The sequence below is a fragment of the Polaromonas sp. UBA4122 genome, assembly GCA_002381615.1.
Taxonomy (GTDB): Bacteria; Pseudomonadota; Gammaproteobacteria; order Burkholderiales; family Burkholderiaceae_C; genus Polaromonas.
In genome coordinates this window covers 24,025-45,195 of the sequence record DFWY01000010.1, presented here as the reverse complement: position 1 = coordinate 45,195, position 21,171 = coordinate 24,025, and the positions used below count along the sequence as shown (strand labels likewise).

General features: G+C 60.5%; 20 protein-coding genes and 2 pseudogenes. 4 read left to right on the top strand and 18 right to left on the bottom strand.

All coding sequences use genetic code 11. The features are described from left to right. Positions 1-4 precede the first annotated feature (4 nt). The 3 genes from B3F77_RS01760 to B3F77_RS01750 all read right to left on the bottom strand — a co-directional run bounded on the left by B3F77_RS01760 (position 5) and on the right by B3F77_RS01750 (position 2,727). Positions 5-505, bottom strand: a complete 501-nt coding sequence (locus B3F77_RS01760) for a thioesterase family protein (protein ID WP_293603290.1) — start codon at positions 503-505, stop codon at positions 5-7. Between the two features lie 5 nt (positions 506-510). Next, positions 511-1,200 (bottom strand): TetR/AcrR family transcriptional regulator, encoded by a 690-nt coding sequence (locus B3F77_RS01755; RefSeq protein ID WP_293603289.1) that lies wholly within the window; start codon positions 1,198-1,200, stop codon positions 511-513. 147 nt (positions 1,201-1,347) lie between these two features. After that, entirely contained in the window at positions 1,348-2,727 is a 1,380-nt protein-coding gene (locus tag B3F77_RS01750) for a bifunctional DedA family/phosphatase PAP2 family protein (RefSeq protein ID WP_293603288.1), read from the bottom strand. Between the two features lie 226 nt (positions 2,728-2,953). On the opposite strand from B3F77_RS01750, the gene B3F77_RS01745 reads away from it, so the two are divergent. Continuing rightward, positions 2,954-3,817, top strand: a complete 864-nt coding sequence (locus B3F77_RS01745) for a class I SAM-dependent methyltransferase (RefSeq protein ID WP_293603287.1) — start codon at positions 2,954-2,956, stop codon at positions 3,815-3,817. 170 nt (positions 3,818-3,987) lie between these two features. Here the strand turns inward: B3F77_RS01745 and B3F77_RS01740 are convergent, their stop codons facing one another. The 8 genes and pseudogenes from B3F77_RS01740 to B3F77_RS20870 form a co-directional block, all read right to left on the bottom strand. Next, positions 3,988-4,773, bottom strand: a complete 786-nt coding sequence (locus B3F77_RS01740) for an enoyl-CoA hydratase (RefSeq protein WP_293603286.1) — start codon at positions 4,771-4,773, stop codon at positions 3,988-3,990. 58 nt (positions 4,774-4,831) lie between these two features. Continuing rightward, positions 4,832-6,031, bottom strand: coding sequence for an acetyl-CoA C-acyltransferase (locus B3F77_RS01735; protein ID WP_293603285.1), 1,200 nt, complete (start codon positions 6,029-6,031; stop codon positions 4,832-4,834). A gap of 28 nt (positions 6,032-6,059) precedes the next feature. Then, positions 6,060-6,575 (bottom strand): annotated as a pseudogene (locus tag B3F77_RS01730) (DUF4442 domain-containing protein). A 29-nt stretch (positions 6,576-6,604) separates the two neighbouring features. Beyond that, positions 6,605-9,019 carry a 3-hydroxyacyl-CoA dehydrogenase/enoyl-CoA hydratase family protein gene (locus tag B3F77_RS01725; protein WP_293603284.1) on the bottom strand — a complete coding sequence of 805 codons (2,415 nt, stop codon included), beginning with the start codon at positions 9,017-9,019 and terminating at the stop codon, positions 6,605-6,607. Between the two features lie 25 nt (positions 9,020-9,044). Then, positions 9,045-9,479, bottom strand: coding sequence for a DUF2147 domain-containing protein (locus tag B3F77_RS01720; RefSeq protein ID WP_293603283.1), 435 nt, complete (start codon positions 9,477-9,479; stop codon positions 9,045-9,047). A gap of 30 nt (positions 9,480-9,509) precedes the next feature. Further along, positions 9,510-11,318, bottom strand: coding sequence for an acyl-CoA dehydrogenase C-terminal domain-containing protein (locus B3F77_RS01715; RefSeq protein WP_293603282.1), 1,809 nt, complete (start codon positions 11,316-11,318; stop codon positions 9,510-9,512). Between the two features lie 16 nt (positions 11,319-11,334). Next, on the bottom strand, positions 11,335-12,099 hold the full coding sequence (locus B3F77_RS01710; RefSeq protein ID WP_293603281.1) for a TetR/AcrR family transcriptional regulator: 765 nt from the start codon (positions 12,097-12,099) through the stop codon (positions 11,335-11,337). 111 nt (positions 12,100-12,210) lie between these two features. Beyond that, positions 12,211-12,492, bottom strand: a complete 282-nt coding sequence (locus B3F77_RS20870; RefSeq protein ID WP_414702940.1) for a helix-turn-helix domain-containing protein — start codon at positions 12,490-12,492, stop codon at positions 12,211-12,213. A 198-nt stretch (positions 12,493-12,690) separates the two neighbouring features. Between B3F77_RS20870 and B3F77_RS01700 the strand changes: the two are divergent. From B3F77_RS01700 to B3F77_RS01690, 3 genes and pseudogenes are all read left to right on the top strand, one after another. Then, a pseudogene (locus B3F77_RS01700) lies at positions 12,691-12,870 on the top strand (3-hydroxyacyl-CoA dehydrogenase family protein); the annotation flags it as partial. A gap of 47 nt (positions 12,871-12,917) precedes the next feature. Next, complete coding sequence (locus B3F77_RS01695) at positions 12,918-13,739, top strand: 3-keto-5-aminohexanoate cleavage protein (protein WP_293603280.1); 822 nt, start codon at positions 12,918-12,920, stop codon at positions 13,737-13,739. Between the two features lie 37 nt (positions 13,740-13,776). Next, positions 13,777-14,775 carry a Bug family tripartite tricarboxylate transporter substrate binding protein gene (locus B3F77_RS01690; RefSeq protein ID WP_293603279.1) on the top strand — a complete coding sequence of 333 codons (999 nt, stop codon included), beginning with the start codon at positions 13,777-13,779 and terminating at the stop codon, positions 14,773-14,775. A 37-nt stretch (positions 14,776-14,812) separates the two neighbouring features. On the opposite strand, the gene B3F77_RS01685 is transcribed toward B3F77_RS01690, so the two are convergent. The 7 genes from B3F77_RS01685 to B3F77_RS01655 form a co-directional block, all read right to left on the bottom strand. Beyond that, positions 14,813-15,661 (bottom strand): fumarylacetoacetate hydrolase family protein, encoded by an 849-nt coding sequence (locus tag B3F77_RS01685; RefSeq protein WP_293603278.1) that lies wholly within the window; start codon positions 15,659-15,661, stop codon positions 14,813-14,815. A gap of 122 nt (positions 15,662-15,783) precedes the next feature. Then, positions 15,784-16,431 (bottom strand): nucleoid occlusion factor SlmA, encoded by a 648-nt coding sequence (gene slmA, locus B3F77_RS01680; RefSeq protein WP_293603302.1) that lies wholly within the window; start codon positions 16,429-16,431, stop codon positions 15,784-15,786. A 382-nt stretch (positions 16,432-16,813) separates the two neighbouring features. Continuing rightward, the gene (gene argB / locus B3F77_RS01675; RefSeq protein WP_293603277.1) at positions 16,814-17,731 is read right to left on the bottom strand and encodes an acetylglutamate kinase; all 918 of its coding nucleotides are present in this window, start codon (positions 17,729-17,731) and stop codon (positions 16,814-16,816) included. A gap of 274 nt (positions 17,732-18,005) precedes the next feature. Then, positions 18,006-19,913 carry a polysaccharide biosynthesis protein gene (locus tag B3F77_RS01670; protein ID WP_293603276.1) on the bottom strand — a complete coding sequence of 636 codons (1,908 nt, stop codon included), beginning with the start codon at positions 19,911-19,913 and terminating at the stop codon, positions 18,006-18,008. Between the two features lie 168 nt (positions 19,914-20,081). Then, a complete protein-coding gene (locus tag B3F77_RS01665) occupies positions 20,082-20,642 on the bottom strand; it encodes a sugar transferase (protein WP_293603275.1) in 561 nt (186 codons plus the stop codon). Next, positions 20,626-20,862, bottom strand: coding sequence for an HTH domain-containing protein (locus B3F77_RS01660; protein WP_293603274.1), 237 nt, complete (start codon positions 20,860-20,862; stop codon positions 20,626-20,628). Before B3F77_RS01660 ends, B3F77_RS01665 begins: the two co-directional genes overlap by 17 nt. 73 nt (positions 20,863-20,935) lie before the next feature. Next, positions 20,936-21,154, bottom strand: coding sequence for a DUF433 domain-containing protein (locus tag B3F77_RS01655; RefSeq protein ID WP_293603273.1), 219 nt, complete (start codon positions 21,152-21,154; stop codon positions 20,936-20,938). Positions 21,155-21,171: the final 17 nt, after the last annotated feature.

Here is a 21,171-nt window from a genome sequence, read left to right as displayed (position 1 = left end):
CCAACTACGAAACGATGTAAGCGGCGGCAGCGGTGGAAAAAAGCTTGCCGTCAGCGCCCAAAAACTCCATGCGCGTGCTCGCCACCCGCGAGCCCAATCGAAGCACTTCGGCCCGCAGTTCAAAGTACTCACTGATGCCCGGGCGCAGATAGTCGACCCGCAGGTCAATCGTGCCGAGCTTGATAAAGCGCTGCAACCGTTGCAAGGGCGCTTCGTCCATGTGGCGTGCGCCAATGGCCGCCATCACCGCGAGCCCGCCCATGGCGTCCAGCCCGGCACTGATGACGCCGCCGTGAATGCGGTTGTAGGCATAGTGGCCCACGAGTTCGTGCCGCATGTCGATGCGCGCCGTGACCCGCTCGGCCTTAAGCGATGTGATCTTCAGGCCCAGCAACTGGTTGAAAACAATTTTCTCTTCAAAAATACTTTTCAGGCCGGCGACGAACTCTTCTTCAAATTCAAGGGCTGGGGATGTCTGTGGGCGTGGGGTCAAAGCTTGGGTCATGGTTGTCATTGTCGTGCCGGTGACGGAGCCTGCACAAAAAGCGCCATGGCCGCATCAGCCAGATCGTCCAGAGACGCATCCTTCCTGGCGTCAAACCATTGCACCGACCAGTTGAGCGCACCAAAGATCAGCAGGCGCGCCAGTTTGACAGGGCCTTTGATCTGGCCTGCCTGGCTCAAGGCCTTGAGCACGGGCTCCCAGACGGCTTCGTAGTCGCCCTGCAGCTTGGCCAGCGACGCACGCTGCCTGGCCGTGATGGACCGCGACTCATAAAGCATCACGGGAATGAAATCGCTGCCAGGACCCAGCAGCACATCGAAATGATTGCGGATCAGCACGCGCAGCAAGGCCGCTGCGCCGGGCGCGGAGGGTGCGGCGGCCTGCAGGGCCGCGCTCTGCCGGGCTATGGCCGAACGCATGCCTTCGTCCATCACGGCGTAAAGCAGCGCCCCCTTGCTTTTGAAGTGATAAAAAGGCGAGCCGCTGTGCATGCCCACGGCGGCTGCAATATCGCGCGTGCTGGTGGCGTCAAAACCCTTCTTGCGAAACAGCCTGGCGGCAGCGTTGACCAGTTCCACCCGCCGGTTACCGTCGTCACGCTCGTCAGCCGTTTTGCGGGGACGGCCACGCGGCCGCTTTGCAGCGATGGCGGGCGCGTGAGAGGCGGAGTGGGTGCGCGCAGCAGCTTGGTCCATGGGGACAGACCATAGCAAAAGACGATATTTTTAGCAAGCGGTTGCTTTGTAAAAATAAAGCCGCTGAAAGTACACATTGTTGATAGCTGCTTTTCTACCCTGCTCACCTTTTTCAGCCTCGGCGAATCAGCCAACACGCCTGTTCCTTCATTTGTGGCTGCGCGCCCAAAGGCGATGCGCCCAATAGGTATGTATGCCCGTAAGACACAGCGTCAGCCATGCGAGGCCTTCGGCAAAACCGGCAAGCACATCGCTCAGGTAGTGAACGCCAAGATATACGCGGGTAAGCGCCACCAGCGCCACCATCGTGATCGCAGCAAGCCCTATCGTCACGCGCCAGCGCCAGGCGTTGGTCCTCGATACCAGCATCGCAGCCACTACGCCATAAAACAAGGTGGCGCCAGCCGCATGACCGCTGGGGAAGCTGTACGACTGCAGCACCAGGAGCGGGTTATCGAAGTTCGGGCGGGTGCGGTGAAAGGCATACTTCATCAAGACATTGAGCAGCATCCCGGACGGTACGGTGACGCCCAGACAGATCAACCAATACCAGCTCCTCCTCCAGGCCAGATAGACGGCCATCAGCACGGCGGCTGCGGTGACGGCGATGGGGTCGTGGAGGTGCGTAATTGCCAGCATTGCCTGGGTCACAAGCGGTGCGGCGTGTGCGTGGAACCATTGCGCCACCTGCCCGTCGACGACGGTCAGCGGATCACCGCTGACAACGTCTTGGGCAATCCCGCCAAATAACCAGCTGGCGCCAATCAGTACCCCTGCACCTGTCGTGAGCTGAAGCCCAAGATAACTGCGCGGGGAAAGCCTGGCTTGCATGAAAGCAATCTGAGGCGCAAAGCGAACGCGTAGCGCATGGACGCGTGGTCGCTGAAGAAAACGATTCCAGGCTCGCTTGATTGCCGTCTCATGATGTACCGCCCAGCGCCCTAGCCAGACCAGCAACAGCGCGACTACCAATATGCCGCCAAGCAGGGCGCTGGCCCGGCCAATCCACCGCTCGGCTTTTTGCCAGCCAGCGCCGAGGAAGTACCCCAGCAGCGTGACGGCAGACGCCCAAAGGACAGCGCCGGCAACGTTATAGGGCAAGAACTTCCGATAAGGCATTTGGGACGAACCAGCCAGGAATGGCACCAAGGCTCGGGCAAAGCCGACGAAGCGTCCCAGAAACACGGTTTTGCTGCCATGCCGCGCAAAGAAAGCATCCGCCTTGCCCACGCGCGCCTCAGTCAGACCCAATCGACTGCCGTATTGCATTAGTGCAGGACGACCCATCCAGCGGCCCATTTCATAACCGATGCTGTCTCCCACCGCGGCCCCAATGGCAACGACAAGAATCAGCACGTCGAGGGAGAACGATCCCTGGGCAGCAAAAAAGCCAGCCATGAGCACAAGACTTTCACCAGGAATAAGCAGGCCAAGAAACGCGGCTGATTCCAGCATCGCACCAAGAAAGATGACGAGGTAACCCCATTGTCCGAGACGTCCGACAAGCGTAATCAGGTACTGCAGCATGAGCGCATCATAAGTGCCTGGTGCGCTGGACTTCAGCAGGCTTGCGCGCTTGCTTCGACGACAGGCTCCGTAGCAAAGGTGACGGGGGCGCATGTCGCAGGGTCGGGCGTTGAGCCCGGTTTCGCATCCGGGTTGTCCTTGGTCAACCCAGAGCAGGTGGGGCGCTTGCGCGGCCATCCGTTTGGCATCAGAGTGATAGGTTTCCAATTTTCCCACTGGAGGTTTCATGACCACATTCAGCCCCGAACAGCTCAAGGCGGCCACCCGGCTGGCGTGGGAGAAGTCAGCCAGTGGGTGGAACAGTCAAACCCAGAATATTCATGCCTGGCTCGCGGAGGCAACGGCGGCCATGCTGGATGCGGCGCGCATCACCGTGGGCATGCGGGTGCTCGACATCGCCGCCGGTGCGGGTGACCAGACGCTTGACATCGCTCGGCGGGTTGGCCCCGCCGGCTATGTGCTGGCCACTGACATTTCAGAATGTATCTTGCAGTTCGCGAAAGACCATGCGCTTCGTGCCGGGCTGACCCATGTTGAGACCCGGGTCTGCGATGCCGAGGAGCTGAACGTTGAGGAGGCAAGCTTCGACGCCGCCGTGTGTCGGCTCGGCCTCAGTTTCTTCCCTGACCCGTTGTGGGCGCTGCGGCAGGCTCAGCGCGCAGTGAAACCGGGCGCGCATGTCACCGTACTGGTATTCTCCGAGCCGCAATACAACCCGTGCATTGGCATCCTGATGGCAACGGCACTCCGGCATGCTGGCCTGCCGCCGCGCGATCCGTTTCAGCCAGGCAACTTGCTGAGCCTGGGAAAGCCGGGACTGCTAGACGAGTTGTACCGCAAGGCGGAATTCACAGACATCACCACAACCCGAATCTCCGCGCCGTTCCGGCTGCCGTCAGTCAAGGAGTACTTGGCCTTTGTACGCACTTCTGCCTCACCGATCATGCAGATTCTGGGCAACCTCGATCCGGAAGCGCAAGAGGCCGCGTGGGCCGAGATGGAGGACCGGCTCCGCGCATTTCAGTCGCCAGCCGGTTGGGAAGGACCGAATGAACTGCTGCTGGCCGATGGGACTCGGCCAGCCCGGTGATCAGGCGAAGGTTTGCATGGCCCTGGCCGCTGCGGCCGATGTCACGCGAGGCTCCGGTGATGGACAGGGGGCTTCCCTTGAAACCGGATGCATCCATGATGCCTCCAGAATACTATCAAATTAATAGCTTCTTACGCCCGTCACATATGGGCTAAACGCCAATTTACCCCTCAAACTCGGGAGAACTCAGGCTTGCGCCTTTCCATGAACGCCGTGAACGCTTCGCGCGCGGCGGGCTCCTGCAGCATACGGCCGAAGCTGGCGCCCTCTTCGGCCATGCGTTCAGCCACGATACCGGTGGTGCCCTTTTTCATGAGGCGTTTGGTTTCAATCAGGGCACTGAGCGGTTTGGCCGCCAGCTTGAGCGCCTGCCTTTGGGCCAGCGCGTTGGCCTCGGCGGGCGGCACGATGCGGTTGATAAGGCCCATATCCAGCGCGGTTTCGGCCATGAAGGGCTCGCCCAGCAGCAGGGCTTCTGCGGCACGAGGGTAGCCCATCAGCTGCGGCACCAGAAAACTCGATGCCGCTTCTGGGCACAGGCCCAGGTTGACAAACGGCATGGAAAACGCCGCGTTGTCACCCGCATACACCAGGTCGCAGTGCAGCAGCATCGTGGTGCCTATGCCGACAGCCGGGCCGCACACCGCAGCAACAATGGGCTTGGGAAAGGTGCTGATGCCGCGCAGAAAGCAGAACACCGGCGCATCCGGCGTGGACGGCGGATTGTTCAAAAAATCACCGATGTCGTTACCCGCTGAAAAAATGCTTTCATGGCCCTGGATCACCACCACGCGCACGGCAGGGTCGTGATTGGCCGACTCCAGCGCCTCTGCCATGGCACCGTACATGGCGGAGGTGATGGAGTTCTTCTTGCCCACGCGGTTCAGCGTGAGGGTCATCACGCCAGCGTCAGCGTGGGTGAGAATTTCTAAAGGGGTCTGGAGGGTTGTAGTCATAAGGATAAAGGATACCTCTTCGTGGCTCAACCTTTCATCAAAACCTGGCGCGCGCCCCTCAGACCCGCTCAAAGATACCGGCAGCGCCCTGGCCCATCCCGATACACATCGTCACCATGCCGTACTTCAATTGATGACGATGCAGCGCATGGATCACGGTGGCCGCGCGAATCGCACCGGTGGCACCCAGCGGATGGCCCAGCGCAATCGCGCCGCCCATGGGGTTGACCTTGGCCGCGTTCAAGTCCAGCGTGTTGATCACCGCCAGTGACTGCGCAGCAAACGCTTCGTTCAGCTCGAACCAGTCGATGTCATCAAGTTTCAGACCGGCATGACGCAACGCCGCGGGAATGGCTTCGATGGGGCCGATGCCCATGAGGTGGGGCGGCACGCCTTTGGCGGCAAAACTGACAAAACGCGCGAGCGGGGTCAATCCGAATTCCTTGACGGCTTTTTCGCTGGCCAGAATCAACGCACCGGCGCCGTCGGAGGTTTGCGAGCTGTTGCCCGCCGTCACCGAGCCGCGCGCCGCGAACGGGGTCTTGAGTCTGGCAAGACCTTCCACCGTGGTGTCGGGGCGCGCGCCTTCGTCAAGGCTCACGGTACGGGTTTTGGCAATGACTTCACCGGTTTCCAGATTGGCGCTGCGATCGGTCACTTCCACCGGGGTGATTTCATCCTTGAACTCGCCCGTCTGTTGCGCCCTGAGCGCCTTCATGTGGGACTCGTAGGCAAACTGGTCCTGCGCCTCACGCGAGACCTTCCATTGCTGCGCCACCTTTTCGGCGGTCAGGCCCATGCCGTAGGCGATGCCGACGTTCTCGTCGTTGGCAAACATGGCGGGTGACAGCGACGGGGAGTTGCCCGACATCGGCACCATGCTCATGCTTTCGGTACCGGCCGCGATCATCACATCGGCTTCACCAACCCGGATACGGTCCGCGGCCATTTGCACGGCGGACAGCCCCGACGCGCAAAAACGGTTGACAGTGATGCCGCCCACACTGGTGGGCAAGCCGGCCAGCACGGCGCCGATACGGGCAACGTTCAAGCCCTGCGGGCCTTCGGGAATCGCGCAGCCGCAAATGATGTCCTCAATGGCTTTGGGGTCCAGCGTAGGCACTTGTGCCAGCGCGGCCTGCAAGACTTTGACCAGCAGATCGTCAGGACGGGTATTGCGGAAAAAACCCCTGTGCGAGCGCCCGATGGGCGTGCGCGTGGCGGCAACGATATAGGCTTCCTGGACTTGTTTGGCCATGATGAAATTCCTTTAATTCTTTAGCTCTTTAGCTGGTCAATTTTCGGGAGCCGGAGGGTATCCATGCCCAGACAAATTCACACTTGACCGGGTTCACGCCGGCCTCATCGGTTACCGTGACCGACACATTGACCTCGCCCTTGTCGCTGACCTGCATGGCCGCGCGCTGCTCAGCACTCAAGGTGGCCACGGCCCGCAGTGAGCCGGTCGCACGCTTCCTGAACGCCATCTTCAGTTCCTTGACCAGCGGAATGCAGTCATCGCGCACATTCATGCCCACCACCATGCCGGTGGCGGTTTCTGCCAGCAGGTTCATGGCCGACGCATGCACGCCACCGATGTGGTTCTGGACTTTCTTCTCGTTCCTGATACCGATTTCCACGCTGTCGGCGGTCATCTGCAGGAAGCTAAGGCCTGCCGCTGTCTCTTATACCACGGCGCGGCGCAACACCACACTGCGAAACCAGGGGCGCACAAATGCCGGCACTTCGGATAGCCGGGCCAGTTGGCGCTCGAGCCGGTTGGGTGAGTGGTCAAGGCTCATGGCACAGTCCTGTCGTATTGATCGGCCATTTAGTTGCGTACGGGTTTGCCGGTGCTCATCATGCCCATGATGCGTTCCTGCGTCTTCGGGTGCTCAAGCAGCGAGCCGAAGGCCTGGCGTTCCAGCGTCATCACATACTCTTCCGTCACCAGCGTGCCGGCATCCACGTCGCCACCGCAGACCACGTTGGCGATCAGGCTGGCAATGTGATAGTCGTATGCGCTGATAAAACCGCCGTCACGCATGTTGACCAGCTGCCCCTTGATGGTAGCCAGCCCGTTGCGCCCCACCACCGGGAAGGGCCGCTTGTGCGGCGCGCGGTAGCCGGAATTGAACATTGAGCGCGCTTCATTGAGCGCCACGAACAGCAGTTCGTCCTTGTTCGGCACGATCACATCGCTGTCGAGCAGGTAGCCGATCTTGCGGCTGTCAAGGGCGCCGGTCCCGACCTTGGCCATGGCAGCTGCGCTAAAGCCTTCCGTCAGGAAAGGCAACAGGTCCTTGCCGGTTGAAGTGGCAGCGTTTTCAGCGGCACGGCGCGCGATGTAGGCCAGGCCGCCGCCGCCGGGCACCAGGCCGACACCCACCTCGACCAGACCGATGTAGCTTTCCATGGCGGCAACGCGCCTGGCCGAATACACCGCCATTTCGCAGCCACCGCCCAGCGCCAGCCCACGAATGGCCGACACCACCGGTACGGCGGCATAACGCAGCTTGAGCATCACATTCTGCAACTCGGCCTCGGCGCCTTCAATCGCCTTGGCGCCGCCCATCATGAAGGCGGGCAACATGGCTTGCAGGTCGGCACCAGCCGAGAACATTTCGTCGTTGGACCAGATCACCATGCCCTTGTAGCTTTTCTCGGCCAGCTCCACGCCCAAGGCCAGGCCCTCCGTCACATCGGGGTTGATGGCGTGCATTTTGGTCTTGATGCTGGCGATCAGCACATCATTTTGGTCGCCATCAAGCGTCCACAGGCGAATGGAATCATCTTCGTGCAGGGTCGTTCCCGCCGTTTCAAAGGCTGGCGCTTGGGCGCCCAGCACGTTTTCAGGAAAAAGCTGGCGCGCATAGACCGGCAGGCTGCGACGGGGAATGAATTTTTTTGCCGAGGCACTCCACGAGCCCTCCGCGGTATGCACGCCGCCAGCCTCCGCCACTGGGCCCTTGAGCACCCAGTCCGGCAGCGGGGCTTTGGCCAAGGCCTTGCCCGCGTCAATGTCTTCCTTGATCCAGGTCGCCACCTGCAGCCAGCCGGCCTGTTGCCACAACTCGAACGGGCCCTGCCTGGCACCAAAGCCCCAGCGCATGGCAAAGTCGATGTCGCGGGCGGTTTCGGCAATACTTTCCAGGTGTACGGCGGCATAGTGAAACTGGTCGCGCAAAACGGCCCACAGGAAGCGGGCTTCAGCGCCTTGCGCTTCACGCAGCAGCTTGAGGCGCTCACCGGCTGGCTTTTTCAGCATACGGCCGACCACGTCGTCGGCCTTGGCGCCGCCGGCCACGTACTCCATGCTTTCAGGGTCCAGACGCAGTATGTCGTGGCCCTGCTTTTTGTAGAAACCGGCACCCGTCTTCTGGCCCAGGCTCTTGGCTTCGAGCAGCCTGGCGAGCACGGGCGGTGTGCCATACATGTCCGAAAACGGATCGGGCACTTTGTCGGGCCCCAGGTTGTCCTGCAGCGTTTTGATGACGTGCGCCATCGTGTCCAGACCGACCACGTCGGCGGTGCGAAAGGTACCCGAGCTGGCACGGCCCAGCTTCTTGCCCGTCAGGTCATCGACCACGTCATAGCTCAGGCCAAAGGTTTCGGCCTCCTTGATGGTGGCCAGCATGCCGGCGATGCCGACACGATTGGCGATGAAGTTGGGCGTGTCGTGTGCGCGGATCACGCCCTTGCCCAGCGCGCTGGTCACAAAGGCTTCCAGGTCGTCCAGCACCCTGGGCTCGGTGGTCGGCGTGTTGATCAGCTCGACCAGCGCCATGTAGCGCGGCGGGTTGAAGAAATGGATGCCGCAGAAACGCGGCTTGATGGACCCGGGCAGCGCCTGACTCAGTGTGGTGATCGACAGGCCAGAAGTGTTGCTGGCAACGATGGCGCCTTCAGCAATGAAGGGGGCGATCTTGTGGTACAGGTCGGTCTTCCAGTCCATGCGTTCGGCAATGGCCTCGATGATCAGGTCGCACTCCAGGAGCTGCTCCATATCCTCTTCGTAGTTGGCCTGCTGGATCAGGCCCGCGTCGTCCACCACGCCCAGCGGCGCAGGCTTGAGCTTTTTCAGGCCTTCAATCGCCTTGATGACGATGCCATTTTTTGGGCCCTCTTTTGCAGGCAGATCAAACAGCACCACCGGCACCCTGCAATTCACCAGATGGGCGGCGATTTGCGCGCCCATCACGCCAGCGCCGAGCACGGCGACTTTTTTTACTTGAAAACGCGACATGGATTTCTTTCTTCGAAGGTCTGAATTACTGAAGGCGAACCCAGGTCTGGGTCCGTCCGAAAGGCCCGAAGGAGCCCCTGACTTCAAGTTTTTTTCCGTCCTCAATGGGCGTTATTCTCAAGGTGTAGTTGCGGCCGTTTTCCGGGTCCAGAATCTTGCCGCCCTCCCACACCTCACGGTCTTGCGCCTTTTTTGCGCCGCGGATAATTTCGAGGCCAAGCATCGGCTTGTCCTTTCGGTCATCGCTGCACTCGGTGCAAAGGTCATCCGGCTTGGCGGTTTTGAGCAGACGTTTTTCAATTTTTCCGCTCAGCCCACCCGCCGTCTCCACGATGCGAATCTCGGCTTTGGCCTCGCCCGTTTTGTCGTCGGAGTTGCGCCACAAACCCACCGGCGTACTCTGGGCCAGAGCAGGCAGCGCAATCGCTCCTAAAATAATAGCTGTCAGCGCACGTCTCATATGGTCTCCCATACTAAAAGGCTTTAAATATCAGGCCAGCGCCTGATCGGTTTCCATCAAGCACCGGCTGCCGCTACGTGCCGTGCGCATGAGCATCGCGGTTTCCGGGAACAGCTTGGCGAAGTAAAAGCGCGCCGTCTGCAACTTGGCGACATAGAACTTGTCGGGATTTCCAGCAGCCACCTCGCGCAGCGCGACTTGCGCCATGCACGCCCAGAAGTAGCCAAACACCAAGTGGCCGGCCACCCGCAGGTAGTCCACCGCGGCGGCGCCCACCTCGTCGGGATTCTGCAAACCCTTGAAGCCGAGCTCAGTCGTGAATTTGGTCATCTGGTCGGCCAGGGTAGCCAGCGGGTTGATGAACTCGGCCATTTTTTCGTTTACGCCTTCTTCCGCAATCAGCGCACCAATCAGCTTGCCGAATTTTTTCAGCGTGGCGCCGTTGTTGCCCAGAATCTTGCGGCCCAGCAGGTCGAGCGACTGTATGGTGTTGGTGCCTTCATAAATCATGTTGATGCGGTTGTCGCGCACAAACTGTTCCATGCCCCATTCCTTGATGTAGCCGTGGCCGCCGAAGACCTGCATGCAGGCGTTGGTGGCAAGGTGCCCGTTGTCGGTGGTGAAGGCCTTGACGATGGGCGTGAGCAGCGCCACGATTTCGGCCGAGTCCTGGCGCACTTTTTCGTCCGGGTGGTGAAGCTCCTTGTCCAGCAGCAGCGTGCAATAAATCGCCAGCGCGCGGCCGCCTTCGGCGTAGGCCTTGGCGGTCAGCAGCATCTTGCGCACGTCGGGATGCACGATGATCGGGTCGGCGGGCTTGTCCTTGGCTTTCACGCCCGTCAGCGAACGCATCTGGATACGGTCCTTGGCATAGGCCAGCGCGTTCTGGAAAGCCACCTCGGTCAGGCCCAGCGACTGGTTGCCCACGCCCAGGCGCGCGGCGTTCATCATCACAAACATCGCGGCCAGGCCCTTGTTGGGCGCGCCCACCATCGTGCCGACGGCGTCTTCAAGCACGATCTGGCAGGTGGCGTTGCCATGGATGCCCATTTTGTGCTCCAGGCCGCCACAGTAAATGCCATTGCGCGCGCCCAGCGAGCCGTCCTTGTTGATGTTGAATTTGGGCACGGCAAACAGGCTGATGCCTTTGCTGCCTTGCGGTGCATCGGGTAGGCGCGCCAGCACCAGGTGCACGATGTTTTCAGCCATGTCATGCTCGCCAGCGCTGATGAAAATCTTGTTGCCGGTGAGTTTGTAGCTGCCGTCGGCTTGGCTTGCGTCACAAGGAATGGCCTTGGTGCGCAGCAGCCCCAGGTCGGTGCCGCAGTGGGACTCGGTCAGGCACATGGTGCCGGTCCATTCGCCGCTGGTGAGCTTGGGCAGGTAGAGCTTTTTCTGCTCTTCGGTGCCATGGGCATGCAGCGCCTCATAGGCACCGTGCGAGAGGCCGGGGTACATGGTCCAGGCCTGGTTGGCCGAGTTCATCATCTCGTAAAAACACTGGTTGACCAGGAAGGGCAAGCCCTGGCCGCCGTATTCAGGGTCGCAACTCAGCGCGGCCCAGCCGCCTTCCACATATTGCGCATAGGCTTCCTTGAAACCTTTGGGCGGGGTGACTTCATGGGTGGTCTTGTCGAGCGTGCAACCCTCTTCGTCGCCGCTGATATTGAGCGGAAAGATGACTTCAACCGCAAATTTTCCGCCTTCTTCAAGAACCGCATTGATGGTTTCAACGTCGATGTCGGCGTGCGCTGGCAAGGCCTTGAGCTCGTCGGTGACCTTGAACACTTCGTGCATGACGAATTGCATGTCGCGCAGCGGTGGGTTGTAGTGGGGCATGGAGGGTCCTTTAGCTTTAAACCGGTTTGGAAGGGTTTGCTTTCGCCGAGACTTTCTTCGGCGAAGCAGAATTGGCGGGAGAACGGGTGGAAGAGCTGACAGGCGCTGCCAGCGCAGGCGCGGCATTGCTGCCATAACGCGCCAGGATGTTGGCAAAACCCGTGTTGGCCCGGTCCAGGGAACCGGGATTTTTCAGAAAGCGGGCCTCGTAATGCAGCGCCAGAATGAGGCCATGAATCTCGAAGGCCATCTGCTGCTCGTCGGCGTCGTCACGCAAATGGCCGGCCTCCTTGGCCTGCACCACCGCGCGGTACATCGCGGCCAGCCAGGTCCGCACGGAGCCCGCCAGCGCGTCACGCACCGGCCCGGGCCGGTCGTCGAATTCAACAGCACCGCTGATGTAGAGGCAACCCGAATCGATCTCGACCGAGGTGCGGATCATCCAGTTGTGAAACATGGCGCGCAACCGCGGCAAGCCCCGCGCCTGTTGCAGGGCCGGAAAGAACACCTCTTCCTCGAAGCGGGCGTGGTATTCGCGGATCACCGAAATCTGCAGCTCTTCGCGCGAACCAAAATGGGCAAATACGCCAGACTTGCTCATGCGCATGACCTCGGCCAGCGCACCGATGCTCAGGCCTTCCAGGCCAATCTGCGTGGCCAGCCCCAAAGCCGCGTCCACAATGGCCGCCTTGGTCTGCTGGCCTTTGTGCTGGCTTTTCGGCACCGCCCCACTCATGGACTTGGGGCGAGCGGTTTTGACAGGAAGTTCACTAACGGACATGGCATTGAGACAAAATAAACGAACGATCGTGCTATTTTGCAGCAAATTGATGGCCATCGAGTGACGCAGCGTACTTATTTCTAGAGGAGAGCTTCTAAGTGGTTGGCGGGTTTACCCTAGAACACTGGCCTGTGCTTGTGCTGGCTCGACACCTAAACGGCGAGGTGCGGCGCGTACCCTTAGCCACTGATCCGCGTGGTGGTGCGAGCCGTGCCATTTCTTCACGCAGCATTCCACCAAGGCGGCTGCGGCCGGTAACAACAAGCTGCGATAGCGCCGGGTCACCAGTCCTATGGGGCGTGAAATGTCAGGCTCGACCAAAGGACGACGCACCCCGAGCGACGCCTCCAGACGCGTGATGACACCCGAGACCGCCGACTGCGACAGGTTCACTTGCGCCGCGGTGCGGCGAAAGCTGAGTGCGTGCCAACACCAAAAACTCGTCGAGTTCGCGAATGGACCAGTTGATCCGCATAACGAATCGGTTTATCTGTAAAAAAACAGTTTGACGGTGCAATCTCCACCTCCTAAACTCCGCCAAATGTTGCTGAAAGGACACCTCGGACTGGCGCGGCGCGCAGACCGCATCGCGGCAGCGTGCCGGTGCTGGTGTGTAAGAACAAGCCGGGCTTTCTGGCCAAACGCCTGCAGCACGCGCTGGCTCGCGAAGCCTTTGCGATGATCGACGAAGGCATTGCCACACCTGAAGATGTGGCTGCAGCCGTGCGATTCGGCTTCGGCTTTCGCTACCTTGCCGCAGGCCTGACGCTGCTGGCCGCCGAACTTTCCCCCATTGACACCGACGACAGCACTGCACCATGAACACCCTTCCCCTAATCCTGACCGTGGCGCCCAATGGCGCCTACAAACAACCCACAGACCATCCGGCCTTGCCGATCACGCCAACCACCCTGGCCGCCACAGCGCGCCAGTGCCTTGACGCGGGCGCCGCGATGCTGCACCTGCACATCCGCGACAGCGCAGGGCGCCACAGCCTCGACGTGGCGGGCTACCGCGAAGCGCTGGCCGCCGTCAGGGCCGCTGTGGGCGACGACATGGTGCTTCAGGTCACCAGCGAAGCAGCACGCGTCTATGAGGCGCCAGCGCAGATCGCCATGGTGCGCAGCCTGCGGCCTGAGGCCGTTTCAGTAGGCCTGCGCGAGATTGACCAACCCGCCATCGGCGAAGCCGGCCTAGCCGATTTCTTCGCGTGGCTGGTGCGCGAGCGGGTGATGACACAGGTCATCCTGTACGACGTGAAAGATCTGCAGCGCTGGCAGCAGCTGCGCACGAAGGGCGTCATCCCCGACGGTCGCTGGTCCCTGTTGTTCGTGCTGGGACGTTACAGCGCCCGGCAAACCTCTGACCCGCGCGACCTCGTGCCGTTCCTGCACGCACACGACGGCGACGAGCCCTGGGCCGTGTGCGCATTCGGCGCGACCGAAAACGCCTGTGTCATGGCGGCGGCGGCGCTAGGCGGTCACATGAGGGTAGGTTTCGAAAACAACATGACCCTGAGCAACGGCGAGCGCGCGCCAGACAACGCAGCGCTGGTGGCACAAGCGGCCAGGGCGGCAGCCTGCCTCGGACACCCACTGGCCAGCGCGAAGCAGATCCGCGAACAGTTTTGTGCCGACTGAGAAAAATTCAACTGACGACCCCAAAAAAGGAGACCCGATGAAACGATCCATCTTTGCAAAAAACCTTGCCGCCATCAGCTTCGGACTGACCACACTGGCAACGTTTACAGCACTGCCTGCGCTGGCGCAAGACGCCTATCCCGGCAAACCGATCCGCTTTGTCGTGCCCTACCCGCCTGGCGGCCCCACCGATCTGATGGCCAGGCTGCTGCAGGTCGAGCTGCATACCCGACTCGGCGTGCCCATCGTGATCGAAAACAAGAGCGGCGCTGGCGGCAACCTCGGAAGCGCCGACGTTGCCAGACAAGCCCCCGCAGACGGCTACAGCCTGCTGCTGGCCGCCAGCGGGCCCATGGCGGTAAACGCCACGCTGTACCACAGCATGCCCTTCAATCCACTCACCGATTTGGCGCCGGTGATCCAGATTTCGTCGTTCCCGCTGGTGCTGGAGGTGAGTCCCAAGCTGGGCATCAAGAGCGTCAGGGAACTGGTGGACGCAGCCAAAGCGCCGAAGTCAGCGCTGAGCTTTGCATCGGCGGGCAACGGCACGCCACAGCATCTGGCGGGCGAGCTGTTCAACAGCCAGATGAACGTGAAAATGACGCACATTCCCTACCGCGGCGCGGGTCCTGCGCTCAACGACATGCTGGGTGGCCAGGTCAACGTGATGTTCGACATCCTGGGCAGTTCGCTGCCCTACATCCAGGCGGGCAAGCTGGTGCCGCTCGCAGTGACGTCGGCCAAACGCAGCCCGTTACTGCCCGATGTACCGACCATGCTTGAGGCCGGCATTCCCGGCTACGAGTTCACGGGCTGGCACGGCATCGCCGTACGTGCAGGCACGCCGGCTGCGATCATCGACAAGCTCAACACAACGCTCAATCTCATTTTTCGCGAACCCGAGTTCCGCAAGAAATGGGAAGCGCTGGGCACGCCCGTCGTGGGCGGCACGCCCGCGCAATTCGGCGACCTGGTGCACAAGGAGTCCGTGCGCCTTGGCCAGCTGGTCAGGGACTCTGGTGTAACGCTGGACTGACGCCGTGGCGGCGCCAGTCCGAGGCTGGCGCAGGGACTCAGAGCTTGAAGGGCACAACCACCTGCCGTTGCTCACCCAGGCCGTCAATGCCGAGTGCAATCTGGTCGCCTTTTTTCAGGTACACCGGCGGCTTCATGCCCATGCCCACGCCTGGGGGCGTGCCGGTGGTGATGACATCGCCAGGCTCCAGCGTCATGAACTGGCTGACATAGCTGATGAGCTTGGCCACACTGAAGATCATGGTGCGGGTAGAACCGTTTTGCACGCGCTTGCCATTAACTTCAAGCCACATGCCGAGTTTCTGCGGATTGGGTACGTCGTCGCGCGTGACCAGCCAGGGGCCGAGCGGGCCGAAGGTATCGCAACCCTTGCCCTTGTCCCAAGTGCCGCCACGCTCGATCTGGAACTCGCGTTCACTGACGTCGTTGATGGTGCAGTAACCGGCCACATGGTTGAGCGCCTCTTTTTGCGAGACATAACGGGCCCGCGTACCGATCACCACGCCGAGCTCGATCTCCCAGTCGGTCTTGACGGAACCTTTGGGCAGCATGACCGGATCGTTGGGGCCCTGGATACAACTCGTGGCCTTCATGAACACGACGGGTTCGGCAGGAATGGGCAGGCCAGACTCGGCCGCATGGTCGGCATAGTTCAGGCCGATGGCGATGAACTTGCGGGTGCCGGTGATTGGGCTGCCCAGGCGTGGTGAGCCTCTGACCAGCGGCAATTTGTCGGCTTTGAGTTTGCGCAGCTTGGCCAGCGCCGTATCGCTGAGCTGGTCGGGGCCGATGTCGGTGATGACAGCGCTCAAATCACGCAGCTTGCCGTTAGCGTCAATCAGGCCTGGTTTTTCTTTTCCGGGGTTGCCGTAGCGAACAAGTTTCATGGTGCTTCCTTTTTTACTTTCAATATGCAAATAAAAATGTCTGTAACCCAATAATGACGGGCACAGGCAACTACAAATTTTATAGCATCCACCGCCTTGACCCAGGCAGGATCAGGGCAGACTCAAGCCAAAATGGTGGCCAGGCTGGCTTCCAGGTGCTCGGACGGCAAGCGCTTGAAACCCGAGCGGGCAAAGCGCTGCAAACGGCCCACCATGAACGCCACAATCACTGAAGCGCGAACCTGCGCGTCCACCGTGGGAGTGGCGGCCCCGGCGGCAGCAGCGTCACGCAGGCTTTGTTTCAGGCTGGACTCCAGCTTGTCGAAGAACTGGTTCATGCGCTCTTGCAGCCGGTCGTTTTCAAACACCAGCGCATCGCCCACCATCACGCGCGTCATGCCCGGGTTCTTTTCGCCGAATTGCAGCACCATGACCACCAGCTTGCGGGTGCGCGCTGCGGGGTCGGTCTCACGCTCGGCAATCTGGTTGACCAGCGTGAACACGCTTTGCTCGATGAACTCGATCAGCCCTTCGAACATCTGCGCCTTGCTGGCGAAATGGCGATAAAGAGCCGCTTCGCTCACGTCAAGTTTGGCCGCCAGTGCCGAGGTCGTGATGCGTTCTGCGCCCGGCTGCTCCAGCATGGCCGCCAGCGCCTGCAAAATCTGGACCCGGCGCTCACCCGGCTTGGGGCGCTTGCGCGCTACGGGCTCGGCAGAAGCTGACGCTGCCTGCGGACTCAGTTCGGGTTCAGACGCGAATTCGGACATAAGGGCGATAGACAAGGAATGAAAATGTTTCAAAAAACCTGGATTTGTTGCAAATCATTCTCGCACAGCCGAATGACAAATCCGGAGGCGCGTTGTGCGGGTTGTCACCCATAGCGTGTGGCAGAAGTCGTGATCCTGATCCGGATGACTTGCTGCACACCACTGAACTATAAGCTGAGACGTACCCGAAAACCGCGCAGGCCGCAGGTTCCTGTTCTTGGGCTGGCATAGTCCAACTTTAGCTGCGAATGGTGCACACGAGCAATTTCATCGGCGATGGCCAAGCCCAAACCAACTGCTATATTTTTAATAGCTACCTACACCCAAAAAACAAGGGGCGGTCTCAAACAGTCGCTGACACCCCGGACTGCCTTGCTCCAGCTTAATGCGAGCGGATCATGGTCCCGTAGGCCTGGTCGGTCAAAATCTCCAGCAGCATGGCATGGGGCACCCGGCCGTCGATGATGTGGACCGCGTTGACACCGCTTTTGGCCGCATCCAGCGCACCTTCGATTTTGGGCAGCATGCCGCCTGAAATCGTGCCATCGGCAAACAGCTCATCAATCTCGCGCGCCGTCAGGTCGATCAGCAGCTCGCCGGCCTTGTTCAGCACGCCGGGGGTATTGGTCAGCAGCACCAGCTTTTCGGCCTTGAGCACGATGGCCAGCTTGCCCGCCACCACGTCAGCATTGATGTTGTAGCTTTCGTTTTCTTCGCCAAAGCCAATCGGGCTGATGACGGGAATAAACGCATCGTCTTGCAGCGCCTTGACTACGCCTGGGTCTATGCTGACGATATCGCCCACAAAGCCGATGTCGTGCTCTTTGGAAGGATCGTTTTTATCCAGCATTTTGAGCTTTTTCGCCCGGATCATGCCGCCGTCACGTCCTGTGAGGCCCACCGCCTTGCCACCGGCCTGGTTGATCAGGCCCACGATATCCTGCTGCACCTGGCCCGCCAGCACCCATTCCACCACTTCCATGGTTTCTTCATCGGTCACGCGCATTCCCTGAATGAATTGCCCCTTCTTGCCCAGCCGGTTCAGCGCCGCCTCAATCTGCGGGCCGCCGCCATGCACCACCACGGGGTTCATGCCCACCAGCTTGAGCAGCACCACATCTTCGGCGAAATCGGCCTGCAAAGCCGGATCCGTCATGGCGTTGCCACCGTACTTGATCACCAGCGTCTTGCCATGGAACTTGCGAATGTAGGGCAGCGCCTGCGCCAGAATTTCGGCCTTGTCGCGCGGGCCGACATGGGAGAGGTCAGGATCGGTGGGGGAGGAAGAAGGGTTGGTCATTGCGGCTCGCCTTGCACATGAAGAATGAATAACCGTGAATTGTGCCGCATGCACGCCAGCACACACCAACTCGCCCAGCGACAACATGAGTCATGCTCAGACCCCGCGCAGTTCCCACTCCCTCCGGGTTAGCGAGCCCCATGCGCATTGGAAGCTGACCGCGGACTAACGCCCCTTCGATACGGCCTATCGGCCTACTCAGGGTGAACGGTCGAGGGAAACCGTCGGCCCAAGTGGCGCGCAGCGCGTATCGAACCAGGCGGTCTTCGAAACGTCAACTCGGCTGATACCCCTGCACGTGGCGCTTGAGCATGGCCTTGATGGCTGGCACATCGTTGACTTGCGCGGCCACGCTAAGCGCCTGCAATTCGGGGGCCAGCTGAGCCCAGGGCAAGAAAGGCTCGTGGGCTTTCATGATGCGTGGGTGCGCTGTGGGTTCGGGGTTGTCGCCAATCAGCAGCTCTTCATAGAGCTTTTCACCCGGCCGCAACCCGGTGATCTGGATCGCGATATCGCCGATGGACGCACCCTCTTCGAGTACGGTCAGGCCCGACAGTTCAACCATGCGCCGGGCCAAATCCAGTATCTTTACCGGGTCGCCCATGTCGAGCACAAACACGTCCCCACCCACTGCCATGGCGCCGGCCTGCAACACCAGTTGAGCCGCCTCGGGAATGGTCATGAAATAACGCGTGACTTCGGCGTGGGTCACCGTCAACGGACCACCTTCGGCCAACTGCCTGCGAAACAGTGGCACCACGCTGCCGCTGGAGTCAAGCACATTGCCGAAGCGGACCATGGTGAAGCAGGTGCTGTTGGCTTGAGGCCCACCAGGCGCTGTGAACCCGTCAATAAAGGCTGGTGCACGGTCGCCCGCAAGCGCCTGCAGCACCAGCTCGGCCATGCGTTTGCTTGCGCCCATGATGTTGGTGGGCCGCACCGCCTTGTCGGTGGAAATCAGAACAAAGCGCGCCACCGAGTTCTCCAGCGCCGCCCGCGCAATATTAAGCGTGCCATACACATTGTTTGCAATGCCTTCACCGGCATTGCCTTCTACCATGGGCACATGCTTGTAAGCCGCCGCGTGGTAAACAATGGCCGGGCTGTATAGCTTGCACAAGGCCGACATGCGCGGATAGTTACGCACGCTTCCCAGCAGCGGCACCAACTCGGTTTTTAGTTCCCCTGCAGCGCACAGGGTCTGAAGCTCCTGGTGAATGGCGTAAAGGGCAAACTCACTGTGCTCAACCAGCAACAACTGACGAGGCTGCTGCAACACGATCTGGCGGCACAACTCGCTGCCGATGCTGCCTCCCGCCCCGGTGACCAGCACCACCCGACCCATCAGGTCACGCGCCAGCAAATCAGCATCAGGCGGAACGGGCATTCGGCCCAGCAAATCCTCCACATCCAGATCGCGAAAATCACGCACCGTGACCCGGCCGCTGGCCAAGTCGGCCCAGGCGGGCAAGGTACGGATATGCACAGGCAGACCGCGCAGACTTTCAATAATGCTGTTGCGGCGCTCCCTGGAGGCACTGGGCAAGGCCAGCAATATGTCAGTGACCTCATGCTTGGCCACGATTTGCGGAATCTCGGCGGGGCCAAATACCGGCGCACCATTGATGCTGCGCCGGATTTTTGACGCATCGTCATCAATAAAACCCACCAGCTTGTACTGGCCGGTAATGCCAATGGCCGTGGCGGTCTGCACGCCTGCGCTACCTGCGCCATAAATCAGCAAGCGCCCTTCCACCTGCCGGGCCAACCTGCCGGCGTCAGAAAGCCAGAAACGCGCCAGCGCGCGGCTGGTGCCCACCAGCACCAGAAAAATAAGAGGCTGCAACAAGCCGATGGTGCGCGGTACGCCGGGCCACTTGTGCCATAGCAGCAGGACGCAGAGCAAAACCCCATACACCGCCACTGCTTGCGCCGTTGCCACCAAAGCAGCCAGCCCGGTGTACCGGAAGATGGCGCGGTAGAGCCCGAATCTGATGAACACCGGGATGGCCAGCACAGGCGCCAGCCCGTAAGGCACCCATTGCATGCCAGAAGGCCAGTGCAGCATATCCAGCCGCAGGGAAAACGCCATCCACATGGCGGTTACGGCCATCACAATATCAAGCGCCATGACCAACAGAAATTTGGTCACGCGCGGCCAGTTGAGAACTTGACTACGCATGTTCACCTGCATCTAAATGTGCGTGTGTATGTGCGATCGAGAGTGCCCGGTTTATGAGCATGCGTTTTCTTTCCTCATCATTTACTCGGTATTACTTCTACTTGTTATTACTCGCTAACCCGCCATGGCTGCACCGGAAGCCGGCACCCTCTCTACTACCGAGCGGCGTCAATGGGAAACACCCTCCCGACGCAACACTTTTACAAAAGTGAGCCAGAGAATACGAATGTCAAACCACAGCGACTGCCGCTGCTGGTACTCCACATCCAGCTTCACCTTGTCGGGTATGGGCAACTCGTCGCGCCCGTTTATTTGCGCCCAGCCCGTCAGCCCCGGCACCAATTCATGCACGCCAAGCTGTGTGCGCAGTTCAATCAGATCATACTGGTTGAAAAGCGCAGGCCGGGGGCCCACAAAACTCATGTCGCCCACCAGAATGCTCCACAGCTGAGGCAGCTCGTCCAGACTGCTCTTGCGCAAAAAGCTGCCAATCGGCGTGAGGTGCGCCTTGGGGTCGGCCAGCAAATGCGTGGCCACAGCGGGCGTACCCACCCGCATGCTACGGAACTTGGGCATTTTGAAAATTTTATTTTGGCGCCCAACCCGCTCTGACCAGTACAAAGCCGGCCCGGAAGAAGTCAGCCGCACCAGCACCGCCACCAACAACACCGGCACGGCCAAAACTACAGCCACCGCCAAGGCCAGCAGCAGATCAAACCATCTTTTCACGTAAAACCCATTCATTCCTCAAGCACTTTACAGTGACCGCCCTTGGCAGGGCCGATATACGAGCCAGCTTGCCATCGGCACGAAGCTTCCGAATGGTGCGATCGATGGCACTTTCCGACTTGCCAAGTTCCTGCGCCAGGGCTGGTATGGAGACCCCAGGACTTTTTGCAAGCCAGACAAGGAGCAAGTCAGGCGTTTTCCCCGGCGCTTGGGGAAGCACTGAGAACTGCCGGGATAGTCATGCTGGAGAAACGGGATCAGCCGGCGGGACAGGTTTTCGTCCAGCAACAACTTCATTGCACAGCCAGCGAATAGACCTTGTGCTCACGATCCGCCGCGAAGGCCAGCACCGCCAAAATGTCCTCTGGTTCCAGCTCAGGAAAGTCTTCCAGAATTTCCTGCTGCGGCGTGCCGCTGGACAACATGGACAGCACGTCATACACAGTGATCCGCAGGCCACGTATGCATGGCCTGCCACCCCGCTTCCCAGGCTCCAGGGTAATCCTGTTCATGTTTGCTCCAGTCATCA